Consider the following 17988-nt stretch of genomic DNA (forward strand, 5'->3'; position numbering starts at 1 on the left):
GGCAGACCGGGAGTGAGGATGCGGACCTAGTGGAGATGGGGCTGTGCTTGCTGTTGTGTGCCAGCCCCGATCGACCGCCAGCGACCGGCTTTAAGCACGTGGTCCCCCGGGGTGACGACGTCAATGCCGTTCCTGCCGTCTATGCCCCTCACCTTTCCTAGTGGTACGCATGATCGAGAAGGCAGTGTCACAGGCAGGCGCCATCGGTCTATGTGCATTCTTGGCCTGGCAATGGACTGTTGGTGGATCTGGTTTTTGCTGCCCATCGTGGGGGTCAGCGCATTGGCATCGTTGGAAGAGAAATCCGTGCGCCGAGGGCTGCCCTCTCTGACGCTCCTGCGGGGAACGGATCCGTTTGGAATAGTCCCGCGCTCGAGCCCTGACGAGACAAGCCACGAGGACAGCACCGACCCGATTCGGCCCCCGACCCTCTGTCTGCAAGGATGCTTGTAAGCCTGCTGATAAAGGAGTTCCCATGCCTTCCCCCACCTCTACCCCGAACGCTGCCACTTACGGGGTGCACTCGGAGGTCGGCAAACTGCGCAAGGTCCTGGTCTGCGCACCGGGCCTCGCCCACGAACGGCTCACCCCCACCAACCGGGAAGACCTGCTCTTCGATGACGTGATGTGGGTGGAAAACGCCCAACGCGACCACGCCGACTTCGTCACCAAGATGGAAAACTCCGGCGTCGACGTCGTCGAGCTCCACGACCTCCTTGGTCAGACCATGGACCTGCCCGAAGCGCGGACCTGGCTGCTGGACCGGAAAATCGTCGCGAACCGGGTCGGACTGGGACTGGTGTCCGGCACCCGGGCGTTCCTGGATTCGCTGACCGGAGCGGACCTGGCGCGCTACCTCATCGGCGGGCTCGCGACGTCGGACCTTCCCGCCGACTACCGCAGCGGTTACATCGCCCTCGCCCGGGAATCCTCGGGCCGGCCCGAGTACCTGCTGCCGCCGCTGCCCAACACCCTCTACACCCGGGACACCACCTGCTGGATCGGCGGCGGGCTGACGCTGAACCCCCTGTACTGGCCGGCACGCCACGACGAGACCCTGCTGATGCAGGCCATCTATAAGTTCCATCCCGAGTACGCGGGGTCCACCGTCTGGTGGGGCGACGGGGAACAGGACTGGGGCCAGGCCTACCTGGAAGGCGGGGACGTGATGCCGGTGGGCAACGGCACCGTGCTGATCGGCATGGGGGAGCGCACCTCCCGCCAGGCCATCACCCAGCTCGCGCAGTCGCTGTTCGCCGCCGAAGCCGCCGAACGGATCGTGGTGGCCGGCATGCCCAAACTGCGCGCCGCGATGCACCTGGACACCGTGTTCACCTTCGCAGACCGGGACCTGGCCACCATCCACCCGGCCATCGTGGACGGCATCCACGCCTTCACCATCCACCCCTCGGACCGCAGCCCCGGCCTGGAGGTGCGGGACCACCGCGACCGCCGCTTCGTGGACGTGGTGGCCGAATCCATGGGCTACAAGAAGCTGCGCCTGGTGGAGACCGCCGGCGACTACTCCGCCTCTGAACGCCAGCAGTGGGACAGCGCGAACAACGCCGTCGCGCTGGAACCGGGCGTGGTGTTCACCTATGACCGCAACACCCAGACCAATGCGGCGCTGCGGAACGCCGGCGTCGAGGTGATCCCGATTGTCGGCGCCGAGCTGGGCCGCGGCCGAGGCGGCGGGCACTGCATGACCTGCCCGATCATCCGGGACGGGATCGACTAACGACGACGGCGGCGTGCCGCGGCTGGCATGTGACCGCGGCCCCGGCCACGGTTTCGACGTGGACTCCAGCGAACGCACCGCCTTTGACGGGTACACGCCTTTCCGCTGCAAGGACCCCTTCGGAAACCGCCTCCGGGCGCTGGCCACCGATTCGGACCCGTCGTCTCCTTCTGAGAGAATAATGGTAAGGCTGCTGACGAAAAAGGAACCCCTGCAGGGAGCGGGCGGCCCATCCACTGTTGTCTAACCGGTGTGACCTCAGCCGCCACGCCCGATTGGAAAGAACCATGTCTAATCCGCCTGCTCAGGGAGAGAAGGCCCCAGCGGCCAAACTCTCCCTGCTGACCCTCACCACTGTGGTGATCGGGTCCATGGTCGGGGCCGGGGTGTTTTCCCTGCCCCAGCGCTTCGCCGAGGAAACCGGGGTGTGGGGTGCGCTGGTCGCCTGGCTGATTGCGGGTTCCGGCATGCTGATGCTGGCTTTCGTGTTCCAGCGGCTGTCCATGCGCAAACCAGCGCTTGATGCGGGGGTCTTCGCCTACGCCAAGGCCGGCTTCGGAAATTACGTGGGGTTCTTCTCCGCAGCGGGTTACTGGGCCAGTGCCTGCGTGGGAAACGTCACCTACTGGGTGCTCACCATGTCCACGTTGGGAGCCCTGTTTCCGCAGCTGGGCGCAGGGGACACCCTCCTCGCCGTCGTGCTGTCCTCGGCCGGGCTGTGGGGATTCTTCTTCCTGATCAGGCGCGGCATCAAAGAAGCCACAGCCATTAACCGGATAGTCACGATCGCCAAGGTTGTTCCCATCCTGGTCTTCGTGCTGTTTGCTGTCTTCCTGTTCGACCCCGCCGTCTTCGCGGGAAACCTTACCGGTGCGGACTATACGGGGCCGCTCTTCGAGCAGGTCAGCAACACGATGCTGGTGACGGTCTTCGTTTTCCTCGGTGTCGAAGGTGCCAGCGTGTATTCGCGCCATGCCCGACGGCGGGAGGACGTTGGCAGGGCGACCATCCTCGGCTTCCTGAGCGTCTTTGCCATCTTTGCCTCGGTCACGATCGTTTCCTACGGCGTCCTGCCGATGGAACAGCTCGCCGAGCTGCGCCAACCATCCATGGCGGGTGTCCTGGAAGCGGGAGTGGGGACCTGGGGGGTGGTGTTCGTCAGCGCAGGCCTGGTGATTTCGGTGATGGGGGCCTACCTGGCCTGGAGCCTGATGGCAGCGGAGGTCCTGTTCGTAGCGGCCACGGAGAAGGACATGCCGCGGTTCCTGTCCCGGGTCAGCGATGACGATGTCCCGGTCAACGCCCTGCTGCTGAGCACCCTGCTCAGCCAGCTGGTAATGGTCATCACCTACTTCTCCGGGGACGCCTTCGACTTCGCACTGGACATGACCGCGGTCCTGACGTTGTTTTCCCTCCTTTTCGCGGCCCTCTACGCCCTCAAGCTCGGTTGGAGCGGGGAAACGTATGAAGGAGCCCCGAGCCGCACCCGGCGCGGCGACCTGGCCATTGCCGTCATTGCCACCATTTATTCAGTGTTCCTGGTCTATGCCGCTGGACTGCCCCTGGTGCTGCTTTCGATGATCTTCTACGCCCCGGCCACCGTCCTGTTCGTGATTGCCCGCCGTGAACAAGGGCAGCGCGTTTTCCGGGGAGGGGAGCTGGTTCTTTTCCTCATTACTTTGGCAGGAGCCGTTGCAGGCGTGCTCGCCCTGACCCGGGGCTGGATAGTGCTCTGAGCAGAGGGCGTGCCGCGTCCTGCGGTATGCATCCGGAGGTGGGCAAGCTGCGCAAGGTTCTGGTCTGTGCCCCGGGTCTGTGCCCCGGGTCTGTCCGACGAACGGCTCCCGCCGACCAACCGTGAAGACCTGCTGTTCGACGACGCCATGTGGATGGATCGCCCAGCGCGACCACGCGGACTTCGTCGCCAAGATGACCAGCCGCGGCGTCGACGTCGTCGAACTCCACGACCTGCTGGGCCCGACCCGGGCACCTGCTGCCGCCGCCCTGGAACCGGGCGTGGTGTTCACCTATGACCGCAACACCCAGACCAATGCGGCGCTGCGGAACGCCGGCGTCGAGGTCATCCCGATTGTCGGCGCCGAACTCGGCCGCGGCCGCGGCGGCCGGCACTGCATGACCTGCTCGATCATCCGGGATCCGCTCGACTAACGACGACGACGGCGACGGCGCGCGCCCAGGGTCGAAATGTTCCGCCAGTGAAGAACCACCGCAATAACGATTAGCGGGACGTGGATGGCCGGGAGGTTTCTGGCCAACCATTGCGGCAAATAGATGTCGGTGACCGAGCCCGAACTGTCGCCGAGATCGCGTGCCACCGCGGTAAGCGGGCAGTGGAATCCGTTGCCGGCGAAGACCAAGGACTCCACGGCCACCACCGCGGCCGCGATCCCGGCCCTCCGGTCGGATCGCTTCCGGACGCCGGAGTACAGGACATAGACCATGCAGCTTTCGATGGTGAACCATGCAAACGTGTGAAATACCTTCACCGCTCTAAGCAGCGCGCCACGTTCGTCCATGCCCCATTGTTGCGCCCACTCGCGGGAAAACGAGCCCGACTTCCCTCCCTTCATGAAATAGGCTGCCACGCAGCTGGACTCCGTGGAGCGGTGGATCACTATGACCCTGCCGCAGGAACCGCCGCGAGCACCCGACGCCAGTAGACTGGCGCCTGTGCCGAACAGTCCCTCGACCCCGCATCCAGGCGCGCCAAGAGTCACGATGGCCGACATCGCGAAGGCGAGCAATTCAGACATCTCCACGGTGTCCCGCACCCTCCGGAAGCCGGTTGATCAGGTGCGTACGGAGAAAGGGCGTGCCATCTGGAGGGTGGCAACGGACCTCGGCTACCGGCCCAACCTCACCGCAGCGTCGCTAAGGACCAACTCGTCCCGGCTGGTCACGGTGTTCGTACCGCGCCTGCGGGACGAAGTCCTGGCCCTGATGCATGAGGGCATCGACGAGGTTCTGGGGGCGGCTGGCTACCAGAGTATCGTGGTGCCCACCGGGGATGACCCGGCGGAGCAGGTGAGCAAGCTGGAGATGGCGTTCCAGCGCGGCGTGGACGGCATCCTGATCGGCGATGCCCGCAGCGACTCGGATTTCATGGAAAAAGTTGAACACCTGGGTCTGCCGTTTTTCCTGTTCAACCGCCCGCTGGACGGCCACGCCTCTGTGACGAGCGACGACTATCAAGGCGGACGGCTCGCCGCCGAACATCTGGCGCAGGTATGTCCCAGGCAGGTCGCGGTGTACGGGGGGATGCCGTACGCGCAGAACCTCAGGAGCCGGGTACAGGGTTTCCTCGACGGGATGGAAGCCAGCCGGATCAGCGTCCCGGCGAACCTGATCCTCGAGGGCGGCCTGTACGCGGAAGACGGTGCCCTGGCCGCCCAGAAACTCATGCGGCAACTGGACCCACCATTTGGCCTTTTCGCGGTCAACGACACCGCAGCCATCGGTGCCCTCGGGGAGCTCTACCGGGCCGGCCTGCAGCCGGGCCGCGACGTGTTCGTCGTGGGTTTCAACGACATTTCGCTGGCACGGGCCATTCCCGTCGGACTCACAACAGTGCGTTCCTCCATGTCCACGGTCGGCTCCCAAGCAGCCGAAGCACTCCTGGCCCGCATCAACGGACACGCCCCCGTTTCCCGGACGGTGCCCGTGGAACTCGTGATCCGCGAATCGACGCAGAACTAACCGCAGGGCAGCTTCTCGCGACTTCGTGCCGCCACACTTTGCAATCGATTGCATTTCTAGCGAAGCGCCCCTAGGATCCTGTGACATGGATAACAAAACAGCTCCGCTGGCCGGCAGCGCGACCCCCGCAAGCCGGGGACTATTCGTCAACCGTTTTCGTTGGGTAGTCCTGTTCGGCATCGTGATCATCACCGTGGTCAACTACATCGACCGAGGCGCGATCTCCTACGCCGCAGACGGGATCATCGGCGAATACGGGCTGGACCCGGCGGACTGGGGCAAGGTCCTTGGCTTCTTCGGATACGGCTACATGTTCGGGGCCCTGATCGGCGGCGTGCTGGCTGATAAGAAGGGCCCTCGCTGGACGTGGACGGTCGCCACCCTCTCCTGGTCCATCCTTGTGATGTGCGTAGTCTTTGCCGGCGACGTCGGCGTCGCCCTGGCTGGCTCCGCCCTGATCGGCTTCGCGCTGTTCCGGATCACCTTCGGGCTTGCCGAAGGTCCGGCCTACGCCACGGTGAACCGGACGGTTGCCAACTGGGCAACGGTCAAGGAGCGTGGCTTTATGTCCGCCGTCGGGCTGCTCGGAACCCCGCTGGGCGCGTTGCTTACCGCTCCCGTGGCCGTGGGGCTGATTGCGCTGACCGGTTCATGGCGCTGGGTCTTCATCATTCTCGGCCTCGTCGGCCTGGTGTGGCTCGTCTGGTGGCTGCGAATCTTCACCAACACCCCCGAAGAGAACCCGCGCGTGTCGGCCGCAGAGCTAGCAGTGATTCGGGACCAGTCGGACACGTTGGCTGGGGAGACGACGGTTGACAAGGCCGCCCGTCAGCTCAAATGGTGGAATTTCTTCCAGAGCCGGACGCTCGTCTGTAATGCCATCGGCTACTTCGCGTTCATGTACGTCAACTTCATGATTCTCACCTGGACGCCGCGTTACTTGCAGGCCGAGTTTGGCTTCTCGCTGGGATCGCTTTGGTACCTGGGCATGATTCCGTGGATCGGTGCCTGCTTCACGGTGCTTTTGGGCGGCCGCATCAGCGACTGGTTGCGGCGTCGCACGGGCAGCCTGTGGATCGCCCGCAGCGGCTTCGCCATGGGCTCCCTCGCCCTCACCACCCTGTGTTTCTGCCTCATCCCCACCCTGGACTCCGTTGCCATGATCCTTCTGGTGATGGCGATCGGCAACGCGCTGAATTCCCTGCCCAACGCCGTCTACTGGACGGTCGTCATCGACACGGTCCCGGAACGCGCGGGTACCTTCGGCGGCATGACCCACTTCATCGCCAATATCGCTGCTGTTGCAGCCCCCACCCTTACAGGGTTCCTGGTCAGCGCGCACGGTTTCAGCTCAATGTTTGTCGCCACTGCCATCGCCACCGGTATAGGCGTTATTGCCATGGCCTTCGTCAAGCCCGGCCACCTGAGCCGCCGGCTCTCCCCGGCGCCGGAAGCGGTCCGTTGATCGACCCGGCATCCCATGGAAATACAAGTGTGGTCGGAGCGGCCTCGCTGGCGGACGAAACGAACCATCTGGTTGATCCGCCGGACCTGGAGAGCCTGAGCCGGGCGGTGGAGCTGAATGCCATCGCGCACCTCGACGCAGCGCAGGCCGACCCGGACCTCGTTGCGCGGGCACAACGGGCAGGGTCTCCGCTCGCCGGCCGCCTGGTGGGTGTCAAGGACATGATCGATGTGGCGGGGGCGCCCAGCCGGTACGGCTCAGCGTGGGGGAGTGACGAACCGAGAGCGGCGGATGCCCCCGTGGTGCAGGCGCTGCGTCAGGCCGGTGCCGTCCCCGCCGTAAAAACGCAGACGCACGAATACGCCTACGGCCCGACCGGGGACGTCACCTCCGCTGGGCCGGTGCGAAACCCGCACAACCCGTCGCTGATGTCCGGCGGATCGAGCGCCGGCTCAGCGGCTGCAATTGGCTCCGGAGGGCTGGACCTGGCTTTGGGTACGGACACGGGAGGTTCGGGACGAACACCCGCGGCGTTCTGCGGCATCTACGGATTGCGGCCCACTTACGGCTCCACCAGCATCGAGGGGATCTTCCCACTGTCCCCGTCCATGGACACCGTCAGTCCGATGGCGAAGAACATCCAAGGCATTGCCGCTCTGTGGGACGCCCTCACCGGGGAAACGCCTTCCCCGCAGCCCGGAGACCGGCCACTGAGCATCGGCCAGCTTGCCGGGGCACCCTGGTCACAGGTCGCACCCAGCGTCGGCAATGCGCTCCAGGAAGCCTCCGCCAAGCTGCGCTCGCTGGGCCATTCGATTGCCAGCTACCAGCCGTCCTGGACAGAACTGACGCACCAGTTGTATCCCACTATCCAGGGCCCTGAAGCTGCGTCCCTGCACGCGGACCACCTGGCACAGGACCCGGAGCGCTACCAGCCCGAAGTGCTGGCACGACTGCGCGGTGCACAGGAAGTACCCGGCTGGGAGTACTATCGTGCCCTTCAGCAGATGGAAACCCTGCGGGGGGATATGCCGGCGGCGTTCGGGGACCATGATGTGCTGCTCTGTGCCACCTCGCCGGTGACCGCGCCCCGGATCGGTCAGCGGGAGGCCTTCGACGCGGGATGGACCACGGTGTGGGATGTGGCGCTGGCCTTCACGGTGCCCTTCAGCGTGTTGGGCGTGCCGGCACTGTCCGTTCCGGTCTGGCAGGGAGGGGAACCGATGCCTGTGGGGATCCAGCTGGTTGGCCGGCCCGGAACTGAATGGCAGCTGATCGGCTTGGCGCAGCAGTTGGGAGACATGAGGGCACGCCGAAGCTAACGCGACGGCGACGACGGCGACGACGGCGACGACGGCGGCCCGGCCCCGGCTGCAGGCGCCCAACCCGGCCCCAGTAGAATCGACGGATGCCTGAAACCCTGCAGCCCACCGCATCGCCCGCACCGCCCATCGCCACCGCCCCCACCCGCCTGGCGCGCATCGTCACGGAAGTCTCCGCCCCGGCCGTCCTCGTGGGAATCCTCCTGCTGTTGCAGCCCCTGCTCAGCCCGGGCGTGACCTGGCTGCAGGGCATCACGGCGGCGCTGTTCACCGTGGGGCTGCCCTTCGCCGGGATCCTGTGGCTGAAGAGGCGCGGCAGGGTGACCGACCATCACGTAGGTGTCCGGACTCAGCGGGCGCCGATCCTGGCCGCGTCCGCCGTGTCGCTGGGCATCGGCGCGCTGCTCCTGGTCCTGCTGGACGCCCCGGCCGCACTGTTCGGCGAAATCGGCGGTGTTTTCATCGGCATGATGCTATGCCTCGCAGCGAACCTGGTGTGGAAGCTGTCGGTGCATTCCGCCGTCGCCGCCTACGTCGGACTGGTCCTGCTGGCACCGGTCCCGGCGGTCGGCGCAGCGCTGGCCCTGCTGCTGGCCTCGGCCACGGGCTGGTCCCGGGTGAAGCTCGGTGACCACACGCCCACCCAGGTCCTGGCCGGACACATTGCCGGATGCCTGACCTTCACCGCCGCGATGCTCCTGCCCTAGGGCCCTGCGCCGGGGCCAAGCCCCAGAATTGCGATAAAGTCGGGGGCAGTCTCTTTACATATTTGCCTGGCAAAGATGTGAAACAACGATGGGGGATCCATGACAACGCGATTCGGGAAGTCCGCCGGTGAACGGGCCACCTCAAAAGCAGTGGTCGCCGCCCTGCAGCTCGGCGAGCACGTCACCTTCGATGAACTGCTGGCCGCCGTAACCAAGACACACGGAAAACCCATTGAACTGCGCGACATCGACTCCGCCGTCATTCCTTCCGTCACTGGCCTCTGGATCGAGAAGGACACGAAGTCGATCATCCTGCTGCCCTCCGGCGACAACCGGCTGCACCGCACCCACGCCGCCTGCCACGAATTCGGACACATCCTCCTGCGCCACCAAGGATGCGGCGGAGTGGAAACAGCCATGCCGTCCGTGTTCCAGCACATCGGCAGCCGCCAGGGAATCCGGCGGATGCTGGCGCGGTCCCTGACCTGGAACGCAACCGAACGCGCCGCCGAGCAGGTGGCCTACCTCCTCTCGCTGGCCCTGCTGCCTCGTGAACGCGACACCGCCAGCACCTTTGAACGGACCTTCCAGTGATCACCCTGCAGATGTTGCCGGCCGCCGCCCTCTGGACGCTGGTGATCATCCGGCTGGTGGGCCTGCGCTTCGGCTGGAAGCTGGGCATCCTGCCGGGCATGGCCGCGGTGGCTACCGGCGCCACCCTGAACATTGACCAGGTCTACCTCTTCGTCGATTCCCTGCTGGGGGAGCGGAACCTGCTCAACCTGATCGTCCACCTGCTCATGGGCGCCGGCATGACGGAGTTGAGCCGCCTGCTGCTTAAGGCCACCGGCAGAACGGACGACGACGGCGGGCGGCACGTGAAGGTACTGATCGGCATGGGTGTTGTCCTGGCCGTCATCCAGACGACCCTGCTGCTGGTGTCCGATACCTCAGGCTCCGCCACCAACTTCACCGACACCTTCGCCTCGATCCCCACAATTGCCCCGTACCAGGCGAGCTTCTTTGCCTGGATCGGCCTAGTGCTCGGCTACACCGGTGTCGAATGCCTGCGCCGGGACAAGAGCGGAGAATCCCGGGAATTCGGCATCGGCCTGGGCATCCTCAGCGCCGGGTGCGGAGCCGGCGTCGGCGCCGTGTCCATGAAAATGCTGCTCATCGGCCTGGAATTTGCCGGCGAGCAGGCATCCTTCGGCCTCTACATCGGCTACCGCATCCTCATGGCGCTGACCATGTTGGGCTTTGCGGTCGGGTTCGCGGTACCGTCCTACGCCCGCCTCAAAACCGCCGCTGCCGCCCGCCGTCGTCGTGCCGAGGATCTGGACGCCCTGCGGCCAATCGTGCGCCGCCTGATGAAGACGTGCGAAGGCACACGGGCCCTGGAAGCGGCCAACGTGTCCCTCGACGCCCGCACCTCCAAGACCCAGCTCTACCGCTGGTTCATCCTCATCGGCGACATCCGGGTCCTGGAACCCGGGCTGCTGTCGCCGGAGGAGACCCGCATCATTGACGAGATAGGCAGAAGAATTGAAGACAACGGAACACCGGCCCGCCGCGCAGCTGTCCTCGGCGGCTAGCTGGTACTCCAAAACCCTGCCGCCGGCCCTGGTGCTGGCCGTCCTCATCATTGCTGCGGGGATCCAGGCGGGGCTGGGACCGGCGGGTGTGCTCCTGCTCCTGGCCGGCGTCGTCGTGGTGCCCGGGACGATCTACAAAGGCACCAAGGGACTGTTCCGACGCCGCGGGATACCGGACCGCTGGCGGGCCGCCCTGGTGGCTGCCCTGATGCTGGCCGGCGCCGTCGTCTGCTACCTCCTGCCCGTGGCCTCGCCGGTGCCCGAAACGGTGACCGGGCTGCTGCTCGGCAACCTGGGCCTCGTCTTCTTCCGGCGCTGGCTCAACGTTTCGGCGCACGTGTCCGTGCTGACCTTCGGCGTGCTTTGGATTATGGCGACATACGGGGCGGGCTGGGCGTGGCTGTTGATACTATCGCCGTTGATGATCTTCAGCCGGGTGTCCCTCGGCGAACATACGTTGCGGGAGGCGCTGTCCGGCGCGGCCCTGGGAGTGGCCACCTTCTGCTGTTTCCTCGCAGTGATGACTTGGAGCTGAACTACGTGAATGATTTTGATCTTCCCCCGGAGCGCGCTGCGGGGATCCGACGAGCCGAAACGCTTGCCCGGAAGATCAATCTCCTGCTGGACGTCATCATGTCCGACTCCGGAAAGCCCTTTGACTACCCGACCATCAGGGACGCCGCCCAGAAAGCGGGCTACTACCTCTCGCGCACCCGGTGGTCGCTGCTGAAGTCCGGCAAGGAGCAGGTGGTCCCGGAGGAAGCGCTGCGCGCCATTGCCGCCGTCTTCGACGTCGATCCCGACTACCTGCTGCAGGAGGACGGAAACCTGCCCGAGCGGGTCGAGGCCGAACTGGAACTGCTCCGCAGCCTGCGCCGCGCCGAGGTGCGGAACTTCGCTGCCCGGGCCCTGGGCCCGGTGGATCCGGAGGCTTTGAAAGCCATCGCGAAGATCCTGGACGAGGATCACTAGCCCTCCGCCCCCGTCCCCGCGGAGTTCTTCGAAGCACCACGTCGCAGAGAAATACTTTGACCCGGACACCTAGCGGTGGTAGCGTCTCACCCATGTCTCACACATGTGTGAGACGGACTGAAAAGTTCATGAACGGCGGACGGAGCGATCCTGGGCCGGTGGGGAATCTTCGTGCATTTGTGGCTGGGGGGTCACTGCCGAAGTCTCCACCTCGAAGGCTCACCGGCCTCCGTTCCCGTTTTCCGGCGCGTCTCGGCGCGCTGTATCTGTAGCATCCGCTGCCTGTGGGGGGTCGGTGGATGGCTGCAACCGAAGCCAGCGGATATCCTCCGCTGGCTTCGCTGTTTTCGGAAGGCGTTGAGGCTGCGCGTAAAGATCGGTCAACTCCTGCTCCATGACGGCCCCGCCGTCCTAGACTGGCGCCAAGCCGAGCCAGAAAGCAGCCATGAAACGCCGAATTCCCCAGTACTCCGAACTCCGCGATCTCGTCCAGTTCCGATCCTTCGACCGGGACCGCCGCCGTGCCCGCCTGGCCAGGGCCACCAACATCTGGGACCTGCGGGACATCGCCAAGCGGCGAATCCCGGCCGCAGCCTTCGACTACGTGGACGGCGGCTCGTTCGGGGAGCACGCCCTGCAGCGCAACCGCGAGGCCTTCAAAAACGTCGAATTTGTGCCGCATGTGCTGCGCGATGTGACCAACGTGGATCTGAGCACCAAGATCGTCGGAACGCAGTCGGCCATGCCGGTCGGCATCGGTCCCACCGGGCTGACGCGGCTGATGCACACCGAAGGGGAGGTGGGCGGCGCGCAGGCCGCGACCGCCTTCGGGGTGCCCTTCTCGCTCTCCACCATGGGTACGGCCTCCATCGAGGAACTGGCTACCACGGTGCCCGACGCCGCCAAATGGTTCCAGCTCTACCTCTGGAAGGACCGCGAACGTTCCCGCGAGCTGGTGCAGCGGGCCGCCGCGGCGGGGTACGGCGCGCTGATCGTCACAGTGGACACCCCGGTGGCCGGCGCCAGGCTGCGCGACACCCGCAACGGCATGACGATGCCTCCCACCCTGACCGCCAAAACCATTCTGGACGCGTCCTACCGGCCCGAGTGGTGGTTCAACTTCCTCACCACCAAACCGCTGGGCTTCGCCAACTTCGAGGGTGAACGGGTCTCCCTGGCCGAAACCGTGAACACCATGTTCGAACCCTCGCTGAACTTCGCTGACTTGGACTGGCTGCGCGAGACGTGGCCGGGCAAGCTCATCGTTAAGGGCATCCAAACGCCCGACGACGCCGTCGAGGTCCTGGCCCGCGGCGCGGACGCCCTGGTGGTCTCCAACCACGGCGGACGGCAGTTGGACCGTGCCCCGGTGCCGCTGCGGATCCTGCCGAACATCCGGGCCGCCGTCGGGCCCGAGGCGGAGATCATCCTGGACTCAGGCATCATGTCCGGCGGCGACATTGTGGCGGCGCTTGCTGCCGGCGCGGACTTCACGCTGATCGGCCGGGCCTACCTGTACGGACTGATGGCCGGCGGCCGGCAGGGCGCCGAACGCACCCTGGACCTGCTGCGCACGGAAATGACCCTGGTGATGCAGCTGCTCGGCGTCACGAGCGTGGCCGAGCTGCGTCCGGAGCATATCCGCAGCGTGTGACCCTGCGGGCTCCGGGGCTGCGGCAGCAACTCCCGGGTGACCTCGACGGCCTTCGATCAGGACGTTGCCTCGGAACGGGCAGACCGGAGTCCGTCGTCTTCCGGCGTGGTCTGGTTTCGGATGCGGGCAATGACCCCGGCAGCGCTGACGCCACACGCCGCCGCGGAAATGGCAAAGGCCAGCCCGAAGCCGGACGCTTCGATGAGGGCGCCGGTCAGGGCCGCCCCGGCGGCCTGCCCCAGGATGAGGCTGATGAAGAGGGCCGAGGTGCCGGCGGCACTGCTGGATGCCGTCGCGGTGGCCCAGATGATGAGGACCGACGTCGCGGCGGTGTAGGCCAGTCCGAACAGTGCGGCCGTGGCGAAGGAGATCCCGGTACTCCCCGGTGCGAGGGCCATCCCCGCGGTGGCCGCCGCGGTGGCCAGCACCGTGACCGGCCAGGTGAGGCGGATCGAGTGCCGGGCCAGCCACGGGGCGGTCAGCACCGCGGCGGCGCCGCCGACACCAAGGGCAATCCAGGCTCCGGCAGAGAGCGCGACCGGCATGCCGCCCTGGTCCTCGAGCAGGGTGCGTCCGTACACCCAGACCGCGGCGCAGCCGATGCCGTAGGTGAAGGCGGCGGCGAGCGGCCATTTCAACGCGCCCAGGCCCAACCCCCGCTGCCGGCTTCCGCCGCGCTGCCCGCGCCCGGCGTCGCCGTTCCCGCCCGCGCCTTCCGTCCCGCTTGCACCTTCTGCACCATTCCCACGGCCCCGCGAGACGTCACCCAGCAGCACCCCGACCATGCCCGCCACCGCGATCACCGCGATCAGCCCCCACGCCAGCCGCCACGAGGATCCCAGCAGCAGTGCAAGCAGCCCGGCTGCAACTACCCCGAAGCCGGTGCCGGAGTTCACCACCGACTGCCGCTTCGCCACGGAGAACGGCTTCGTGTTCCGCTGCACCAGTTCCACCAGGGCGGGGGAGGCGAACCCTGCACCCATCCCGGCCAGCAGCACGGCCGCGGCAAAAAAGCCCGTGGACGGAGCCGCGGCGATACCGGCTGAGCCGAGTGCCGCCGTCGTCCCCGCCAAAATGGTCATCAGCCGCGGATGCCGCGGCGCGTACGCAAACCCCAGCCCGGCCGACACGCAGTAGATCACCGAGGCGCCGGAGGAGAGCAGTCCGCCGACGGCCGGGGTCAGGTCGAAGGACGTGGAAAAGGCGGGCAGGAACAGGCCGTAGCCCAGCCGCGCCAGGCCGTAGGTCGCGGCGATAAGGGTTACCGCGGCGACCGCGAAGAGCGGGCCGGCGGTCGGAACAGAAGGCTGTAACGGTCGTTTCATTGAAACGTACGTTATATGCTGGCGGCATGGTTGGACAACCCAGTGCACGGAACCGTCTGCTCGACGCCGCCGAGGAGCTCGCCTTCACGCAGGGTGTCGCGGCGACACCCGTGGACCGGATCCTGCAGCGCGCCAACGTTGCCCCGGCGACGCTGTACGCGCACTTCGGCAACAAGGAGGGCCTGATTGCGGAGGCGCTGCGCCGCCGGCTGGAGAATTGGGATGCGGCGTGGCAGCTCGAAATCGCTGCCGCCGCCACGGACCGGGACCGGCTCCTGGCGGTCTTTCCCGCCCTGACCAGCTACCGGTCCGGCGCATCCGCTGCGCGCTGGTGTGCCGCGCTCGGCGTCGCTGCCGAAACCGTCGACCCGGGCCGGCAGCTCGCCGAAACCCTGTCGCAGGATACGCAGCTGCTCACCGACCGCTTCCGCGAACTTGCGGTGCCCGTTGTCGGTGCTGACGACGCCGACGCGCTGGCGGCCCACCTGCTGCTGATCTTCACCGGCGTGCTGGGCATGCTGCTCCGCGGTGCCTCGCCGGAAGAAGCGGCGGCCACGGGCCGTGCCACCGCGGGTTTCGTCATCGACGGGTTCGGGCCCTCCCGCTCGGCCGCGTAGTCCCGCCCGGTCGCCTAATCCCGGACGACGACGGCGGCGTCCGTTTGCGCGCCGGGGCCCCACCGGGGCTGAGGTACCGGACGTCACGGCGGCCGTCGGTGAGGATGCGCAGGTCCTCATCCAGGTTCCTCCGCAGCTCCATCAGCGCGAACTGGTAGCTCTCCGGATCTGCGGCAACATCGCGCAGGTAGCGGTTGCTGGCGGCTGACATCCGCATCATTACCTCGATAGCACCGGATCCGGGTGTGAGGTGCGCGAGTGTCTCCACGACGTTTTCCCGCAGGTCCTGCACGGCGGACCGGTGCCGGGCTTCCATCGGTCCGCCCTGCGCCGGCTGCGGATCGATCGGCGCGAGCGTCCGCTTCAGGTGCAGGTAGGTGACCAGCTCGTTGAGCGCCCGTGACTCGTGCCGGCGATCCATGCTCCGCTTGGCCAGCCAGCCTGCACCGAAGCCGACCAGCACTCCGAGGACGGGCCAGAGAACGTTCCACTCCATTGCAACCTCCTGGGGACGTGCAGAGAGGCTACGGTGCTGTCCGGGCATCGGCTAGAGGAACGACGTCGGACCGGACTGCTTGGTGTCAGTTCCAAATGGCAGCTGATCCTCCACAAGTCCTGTAGTCTTCGGGTCGATGCATTTGCATCCACATTCGACTGTTTTGTCCATGGGGGACCTATGTCTGTTTTGCCCGCCCGCCGCACCGCGTCAACGATGACCCGCAGCACCGCATCTTCCGCCCGCTCCCGGGTGCTCACACTCGGCGCGCTGGCGCTCAGCACCGTCGTCGTCCTGTCCGGCTGCGGCGGCGGCGATGCCGAACCTGCTGCCGCCACTCCGTCGCCGTCGCCGACCAAGACCACTTCGTCCCCGACGCCGACGCCGACTGCGACGCAGATCGCCAATAAGGCCTGCAAGACCGCCGGTGCCACCCAGACGCAGAAGCAGGCGGGAACAGCAACCCCCACCCCGTCCGCATCCACCAAATCCGCCAAGGCCACGCGTTCGCCGTCCGCGTCTCCGTCGACGACAACGGCTTCGCCGTCAGCCACGCCGTCAGCCACGCCGACGTCCCAGTCCGTGGTCTATGTCTGCACGGAGAATGACAACGGTTTGCTCGTCTGGATGGACGAGGACAGCTCGATCAAACTGATTGCCGAGCGCCAGGAAGCTGCGGACAAGCAGGCGGAAGAGGAAGCCGCCGCAGCCGAACAGCAGCGTCTTGCCGACGAGGCGGCAGCAGCGGAGACCCAGCGCGTGGCCGACGAGCAGGCGGCAGCCGCGGCGGAAGCGCAGCGAGTGGCGGATGAACAGGCCCGCCAGCAGGCTGTTCCCGCCCCCGTGGTTCCGGCTCCGGCACCGCCCGCGCCAGCCAACGTTTACTACCCCAACTGCACTGCGGCTCGTAACGCCGGAGGCGCTCCCGTCTACGCCGGCGGGCCCGGCTACGGCACCCACCTGGACCGCGACGGCGACGGCGTCGGCTGCGAGTAATCCCACCAGTTTCCGGAAGCAGTAGATGTTGCCCTTGGACCCGCCTAGCGTGGTTCCAAGGGCAACTTCCGTTAAGGGCTCCGGTATCCCGGAAGCCAGCGTTGTTGCCGCATCAGAAGCCGGCCGTGGTTTGCGGAACGGGGGAGGCCGGCCCGGTTCCACAGCGCTGAGGCATCATGTCGCACGAATCAACACCGGCAGCAGGTCCCCTCGATGCGTCCATGCCGCAGCGAAGTCCCGGGCTCGGGAATCCCCGCTCCGCCTGGCTGGTCCTCGGCCTGACGGCCGGGTTGCTCTGGGTTGCGGCGCTGCAGGGGAGCCTCGGCATCATCGTGTGGCTGCTGGCCACCGGATCGCTGCTGGTGCTCACCGCCCTGTATGCGCTGGGCTTCCGACGCCGCAGCTGGGCCAATCTGGACACGCTCGAACAGCGCAAATTCGCCTTGTCGCTCGGGGCCGTGGTGCTGGTGGTCGGTATGGTCGCAGGAGTCGTCTCGACGCCCGATCCAGTTCGAAGTTCTGTGTCCGCGGATGCCGAAGGCCTTCGGCCGCGGCCCGATCTTTTCGCCCTGCCGCCGACGACGCCGCCGCCTGGGTCCGTGCTGAACCTGCCGCTCCCGTCGGGTGTGGAGGACGCGATCGACGATTCGACGGATGAGCCGGGCGACGTTGCCGTACTTGCGGATGCTTTGGTGCAGGAGCCGGTTCAGCAGGTGTCCCTTCGAAACAGCCCGTGTGTCAGTGAAGGGGACGTGCGCACGGAACGCCAGGTCGAGTACCGCTGCACGCGCAACCCGGCCGGGGATCTTGTGTGGCTGGACCGTGCATCCGTCTCCCAGCAGGTGCAGGCCGAGCAGGAGGAAAAGGCACGCCAAGCGGAAGCGGAAAGGGCGCGTCAGGCGGAAGCGAACCGACGGGAGCAGGAGGCGCAGCAGCGGGCAGCCGAAGAACGCGCACGTGCTGAAGAAGCCGCCCGGAACCCCCAACCCCTGCCCCAGCAGCCACCGGCCAACCCGCCGGCCGATTCGCAGCAGCCCCCGCCGGTTGAGCCGCCTGTTGGACCGCCGACCGACCCGGGCGGGCCGCCTCCGCAGCCACCGACGGACCCGCCGACGGAACCTCCCACCGAACCGCCGACCTCCCCGCCTAGCCCCGATCCGACGGCACCGCCCACACCGCCGGGTCCGCCGGAACCGCCGGATCCGGGAACGCCGGACCCGGACATTCCGGTCATTCCACCCGAATTCCCGTTCCCGCCCGATCCGCCGTCGCCGCCGCGGCCAACCCCGCCGCCGTCGTCGTTCGCTCCACCGTCAGACGCACCGGATTCAACCGAGGCGGCCATCGAAGCCGTACTGCCCGCCGCCCGGTAAACCAGCGCCGC

17 protein-coding genes and 1 pseudogene are annotated in these 17988 nt (G+C 66.8%); 15 read left to right on the forward strand and 3 right to left on the reverse strand.

Translation table 11 applies throughout. From position 1 onward, the window contains the following. Positions 1 to 475 precede the first annotated feature (475 nt). From NNX35_RS12260 to NNX35_RS12270, 3 genes and pseudogenes are all read left to right on the forward strand, one after another. Positions 476 to 1738 (forward strand): arginine deiminase, encoded by a 1263-nt coding sequence (locus NNX35_RS12260; RefSeq protein ID WP_255867913.1) that lies wholly within the window; start codon positions 476 to 478, stop codon positions 1736 to 1738. A 287-nt stretch (positions 1739 to 2025) separates the two neighbouring features. Beyond that, positions 2026 to 3474: a basic amino acid/polyamine antiporter gene (locus tag NNX35_RS12265; protein WP_255867914.1), complete on the forward strand. Its 1449-nt coding sequence runs from the start codon at positions 2026 to 2028 to the stop codon at positions 3472 to 3474. Positions 3475 to 3733: 259 nt separating this feature from the next. Continuing rightward, a pseudogene (locus NNX35_RS12270) lies at positions 3734 to 3907 on the forward strand (arginine deiminase family protein); the annotation flags it as partial. On the opposite strand, the gene NNX35_RS12275 reads toward NNX35_RS12270, so the two are convergent. Further along, positions 3904 to 4344: a hypothetical protein gene (locus NNX35_RS12275; RefSeq protein WP_255867915.1), complete on the reverse strand. Its 441-nt coding sequence runs from the start codon at positions 4342 to 4344 to the stop codon at positions 3904 to 3906. The pseudogene NNX35_RS12270 and the gene NNX35_RS12275 overlap by 4 nt on opposite strands. Before the next feature lie 85 nt (positions 4345 to 4429). Between NNX35_RS12275 and NNX35_RS12280 the strand changes: the two genes are divergently transcribed. The 9 genes from NNX35_RS12280 to NNX35_RS12320 all read left to right on the forward strand — a co-directional run bounded on the left by NNX35_RS12280 (position 4430) and on the right by NNX35_RS12320 (position 13170). Then, the gene (locus NNX35_RS12280) at positions 4430 to 5455 is read left to right on the forward strand and encodes a LacI family DNA-binding transcriptional regulator (RefSeq protein ID WP_255867916.1); all 1026 of its coding nucleotides are present in this window, start codon (positions 4430 to 4432) and stop codon (positions 5453 to 5455) included. Between the two features lie 85 nt (positions 5456 to 5540). Beyond that, a complete protein-coding gene (locus NNX35_RS12285; RefSeq protein ID WP_255867917.1) occupies positions 5541 to 6920 on the forward strand; it encodes an MFS transporter in 1380 nt (459 codons plus the stop codon). A gap of 29 nt (positions 6921 to 6949) precedes the next feature. Continuing rightward, on the forward strand, positions 6950 to 8242 hold the full coding sequence (locus NNX35_RS12290; RefSeq protein ID WP_255867918.1) for an amidase: 1293 nt from the start codon (positions 6950 to 6952) through the stop codon (positions 8240 to 8242). A gap of 86 nt (positions 8243 to 8328) precedes the next feature. Next, a complete protein-coding gene (locus NNX35_RS12295; RefSeq protein ID WP_255867919.1) occupies positions 8329 to 8949 on the forward strand; it encodes a phosphatase PAP2 family protein in 621 nt (206 codons plus the stop codon). Between the two features lie 99 nt (positions 8950 to 9048). Then, positions 9049 to 9543, forward strand: coding sequence for a hypothetical protein (locus NNX35_RS12300; RefSeq protein WP_255863843.1), 495 nt, complete (start codon positions 9049 to 9051; stop codon positions 9541 to 9543). Then, on the forward strand, positions 9540 to 10544 hold the full coding sequence (locus NNX35_RS12305; protein WP_255867920.1) for a hypothetical protein: 1005 nt from the start codon (positions 9540 to 9542) through the stop codon (positions 10542 to 10544). The genes NNX35_RS12300 and NNX35_RS12305 overlap by 4 nt, the downstream gene beginning before the upstream one ends. Beyond that, positions 10495 to 11079, forward strand: a complete 585-nt coding sequence (locus NNX35_RS12310; protein ID WP_255867921.1) for a hypothetical protein — start codon at positions 10495 to 10497, stop codon at positions 11077 to 11079. The genes NNX35_RS12305 and NNX35_RS12310 overlap by 50 nt, the downstream gene beginning before the upstream one ends. A gap of 5 nt (positions 11080 to 11084) precedes the next feature. Further along, positions 11085 to 11516, forward strand: coding sequence for a helix-turn-helix domain-containing protein (locus NNX35_RS12315; protein WP_255766813.1), 432 nt, complete (start codon positions 11085 to 11087; stop codon positions 11514 to 11516). Positions 11517 to 11961: 445 nt separating this feature from the next. Then, positions 11962 to 13170, forward strand: coding sequence for an alpha-hydroxy acid oxidase (locus tag NNX35_RS12320; RefSeq protein ID WP_255867922.1), 1209 nt, complete (start codon positions 11962 to 11964; stop codon positions 13168 to 13170). Between the two features lie 56 nt (positions 13171 to 13226). Here NNX35_RS12320 and NNX35_RS12325 read toward each other — a convergent pair whose 3' ends face one another. Then, positions 13227 to 14495 (reverse strand): MFS transporter, encoded by a 1269-nt coding sequence (locus tag NNX35_RS12325; RefSeq protein WP_255867923.1) that lies wholly within the window; start codon positions 14493 to 14495, stop codon positions 13227 to 13229. A gap of 26 nt (positions 14496 to 14521) precedes the next feature. Here NNX35_RS12325 and NNX35_RS12330 point away from each other — a divergent pair, with 26 nt between their 5' ends. Continuing rightward, the gene (locus tag NNX35_RS12330; protein WP_255867924.1) at positions 14522 to 15112 is read left to right on the forward strand and encodes a TetR/AcrR family transcriptional regulator; all 591 of its coding nucleotides are present in this window, start codon (positions 14522 to 14524) and stop codon (positions 15110 to 15112) included. Here the strand turns inward: NNX35_RS12330 and NNX35_RS12335 are convergent. Continuing rightward, complete coding sequence (locus tag NNX35_RS12335; protein ID WP_255867925.1) at positions 15075 to 15608, reverse strand: hypothetical protein; 534 nt, start codon at positions 15606 to 15608, stop codon at positions 15075 to 15077. The genes NNX35_RS12330 and NNX35_RS12335 overlap by 38 nt on opposite strands. Positions 15609 to 15788: 180 nt before the next feature. Here NNX35_RS12335 and NNX35_RS16070 point away from each other — a divergent pair, with 180 nt between their 5' ends. Both NNX35_RS16070 and NNX35_RS12345 read left to right on the forward strand, forming a co-directional pair. Further along, positions 15789 to 16604: an excalibur calcium-binding domain-containing protein gene (locus NNX35_RS16070; protein ID WP_304661208.1), complete on the forward strand. Its 816-nt coding sequence runs from the start codon at positions 15789 to 15791 to the stop codon at positions 16602 to 16604. Positions 16605 to 16780: 176 nt separating this feature from the next. Continuing rightward, a complete protein-coding gene (locus NNX35_RS12345) occupies positions 16781 to 17977 on the forward strand; it encodes a hypothetical protein (protein WP_255867926.1) in 1197 nt (398 codons plus the stop codon). Positions 17978 to 17988 lie beyond the last annotated feature (11 nt).

The organism is Arthrobacter sp. zg-Y844, assembly GCF_024385465.1.
Taxonomy (GTDB): Bacteria; Actinomycetota; Actinomycetes; order Actinomycetales; family Micrococcaceae; genus Arthrobacter_B.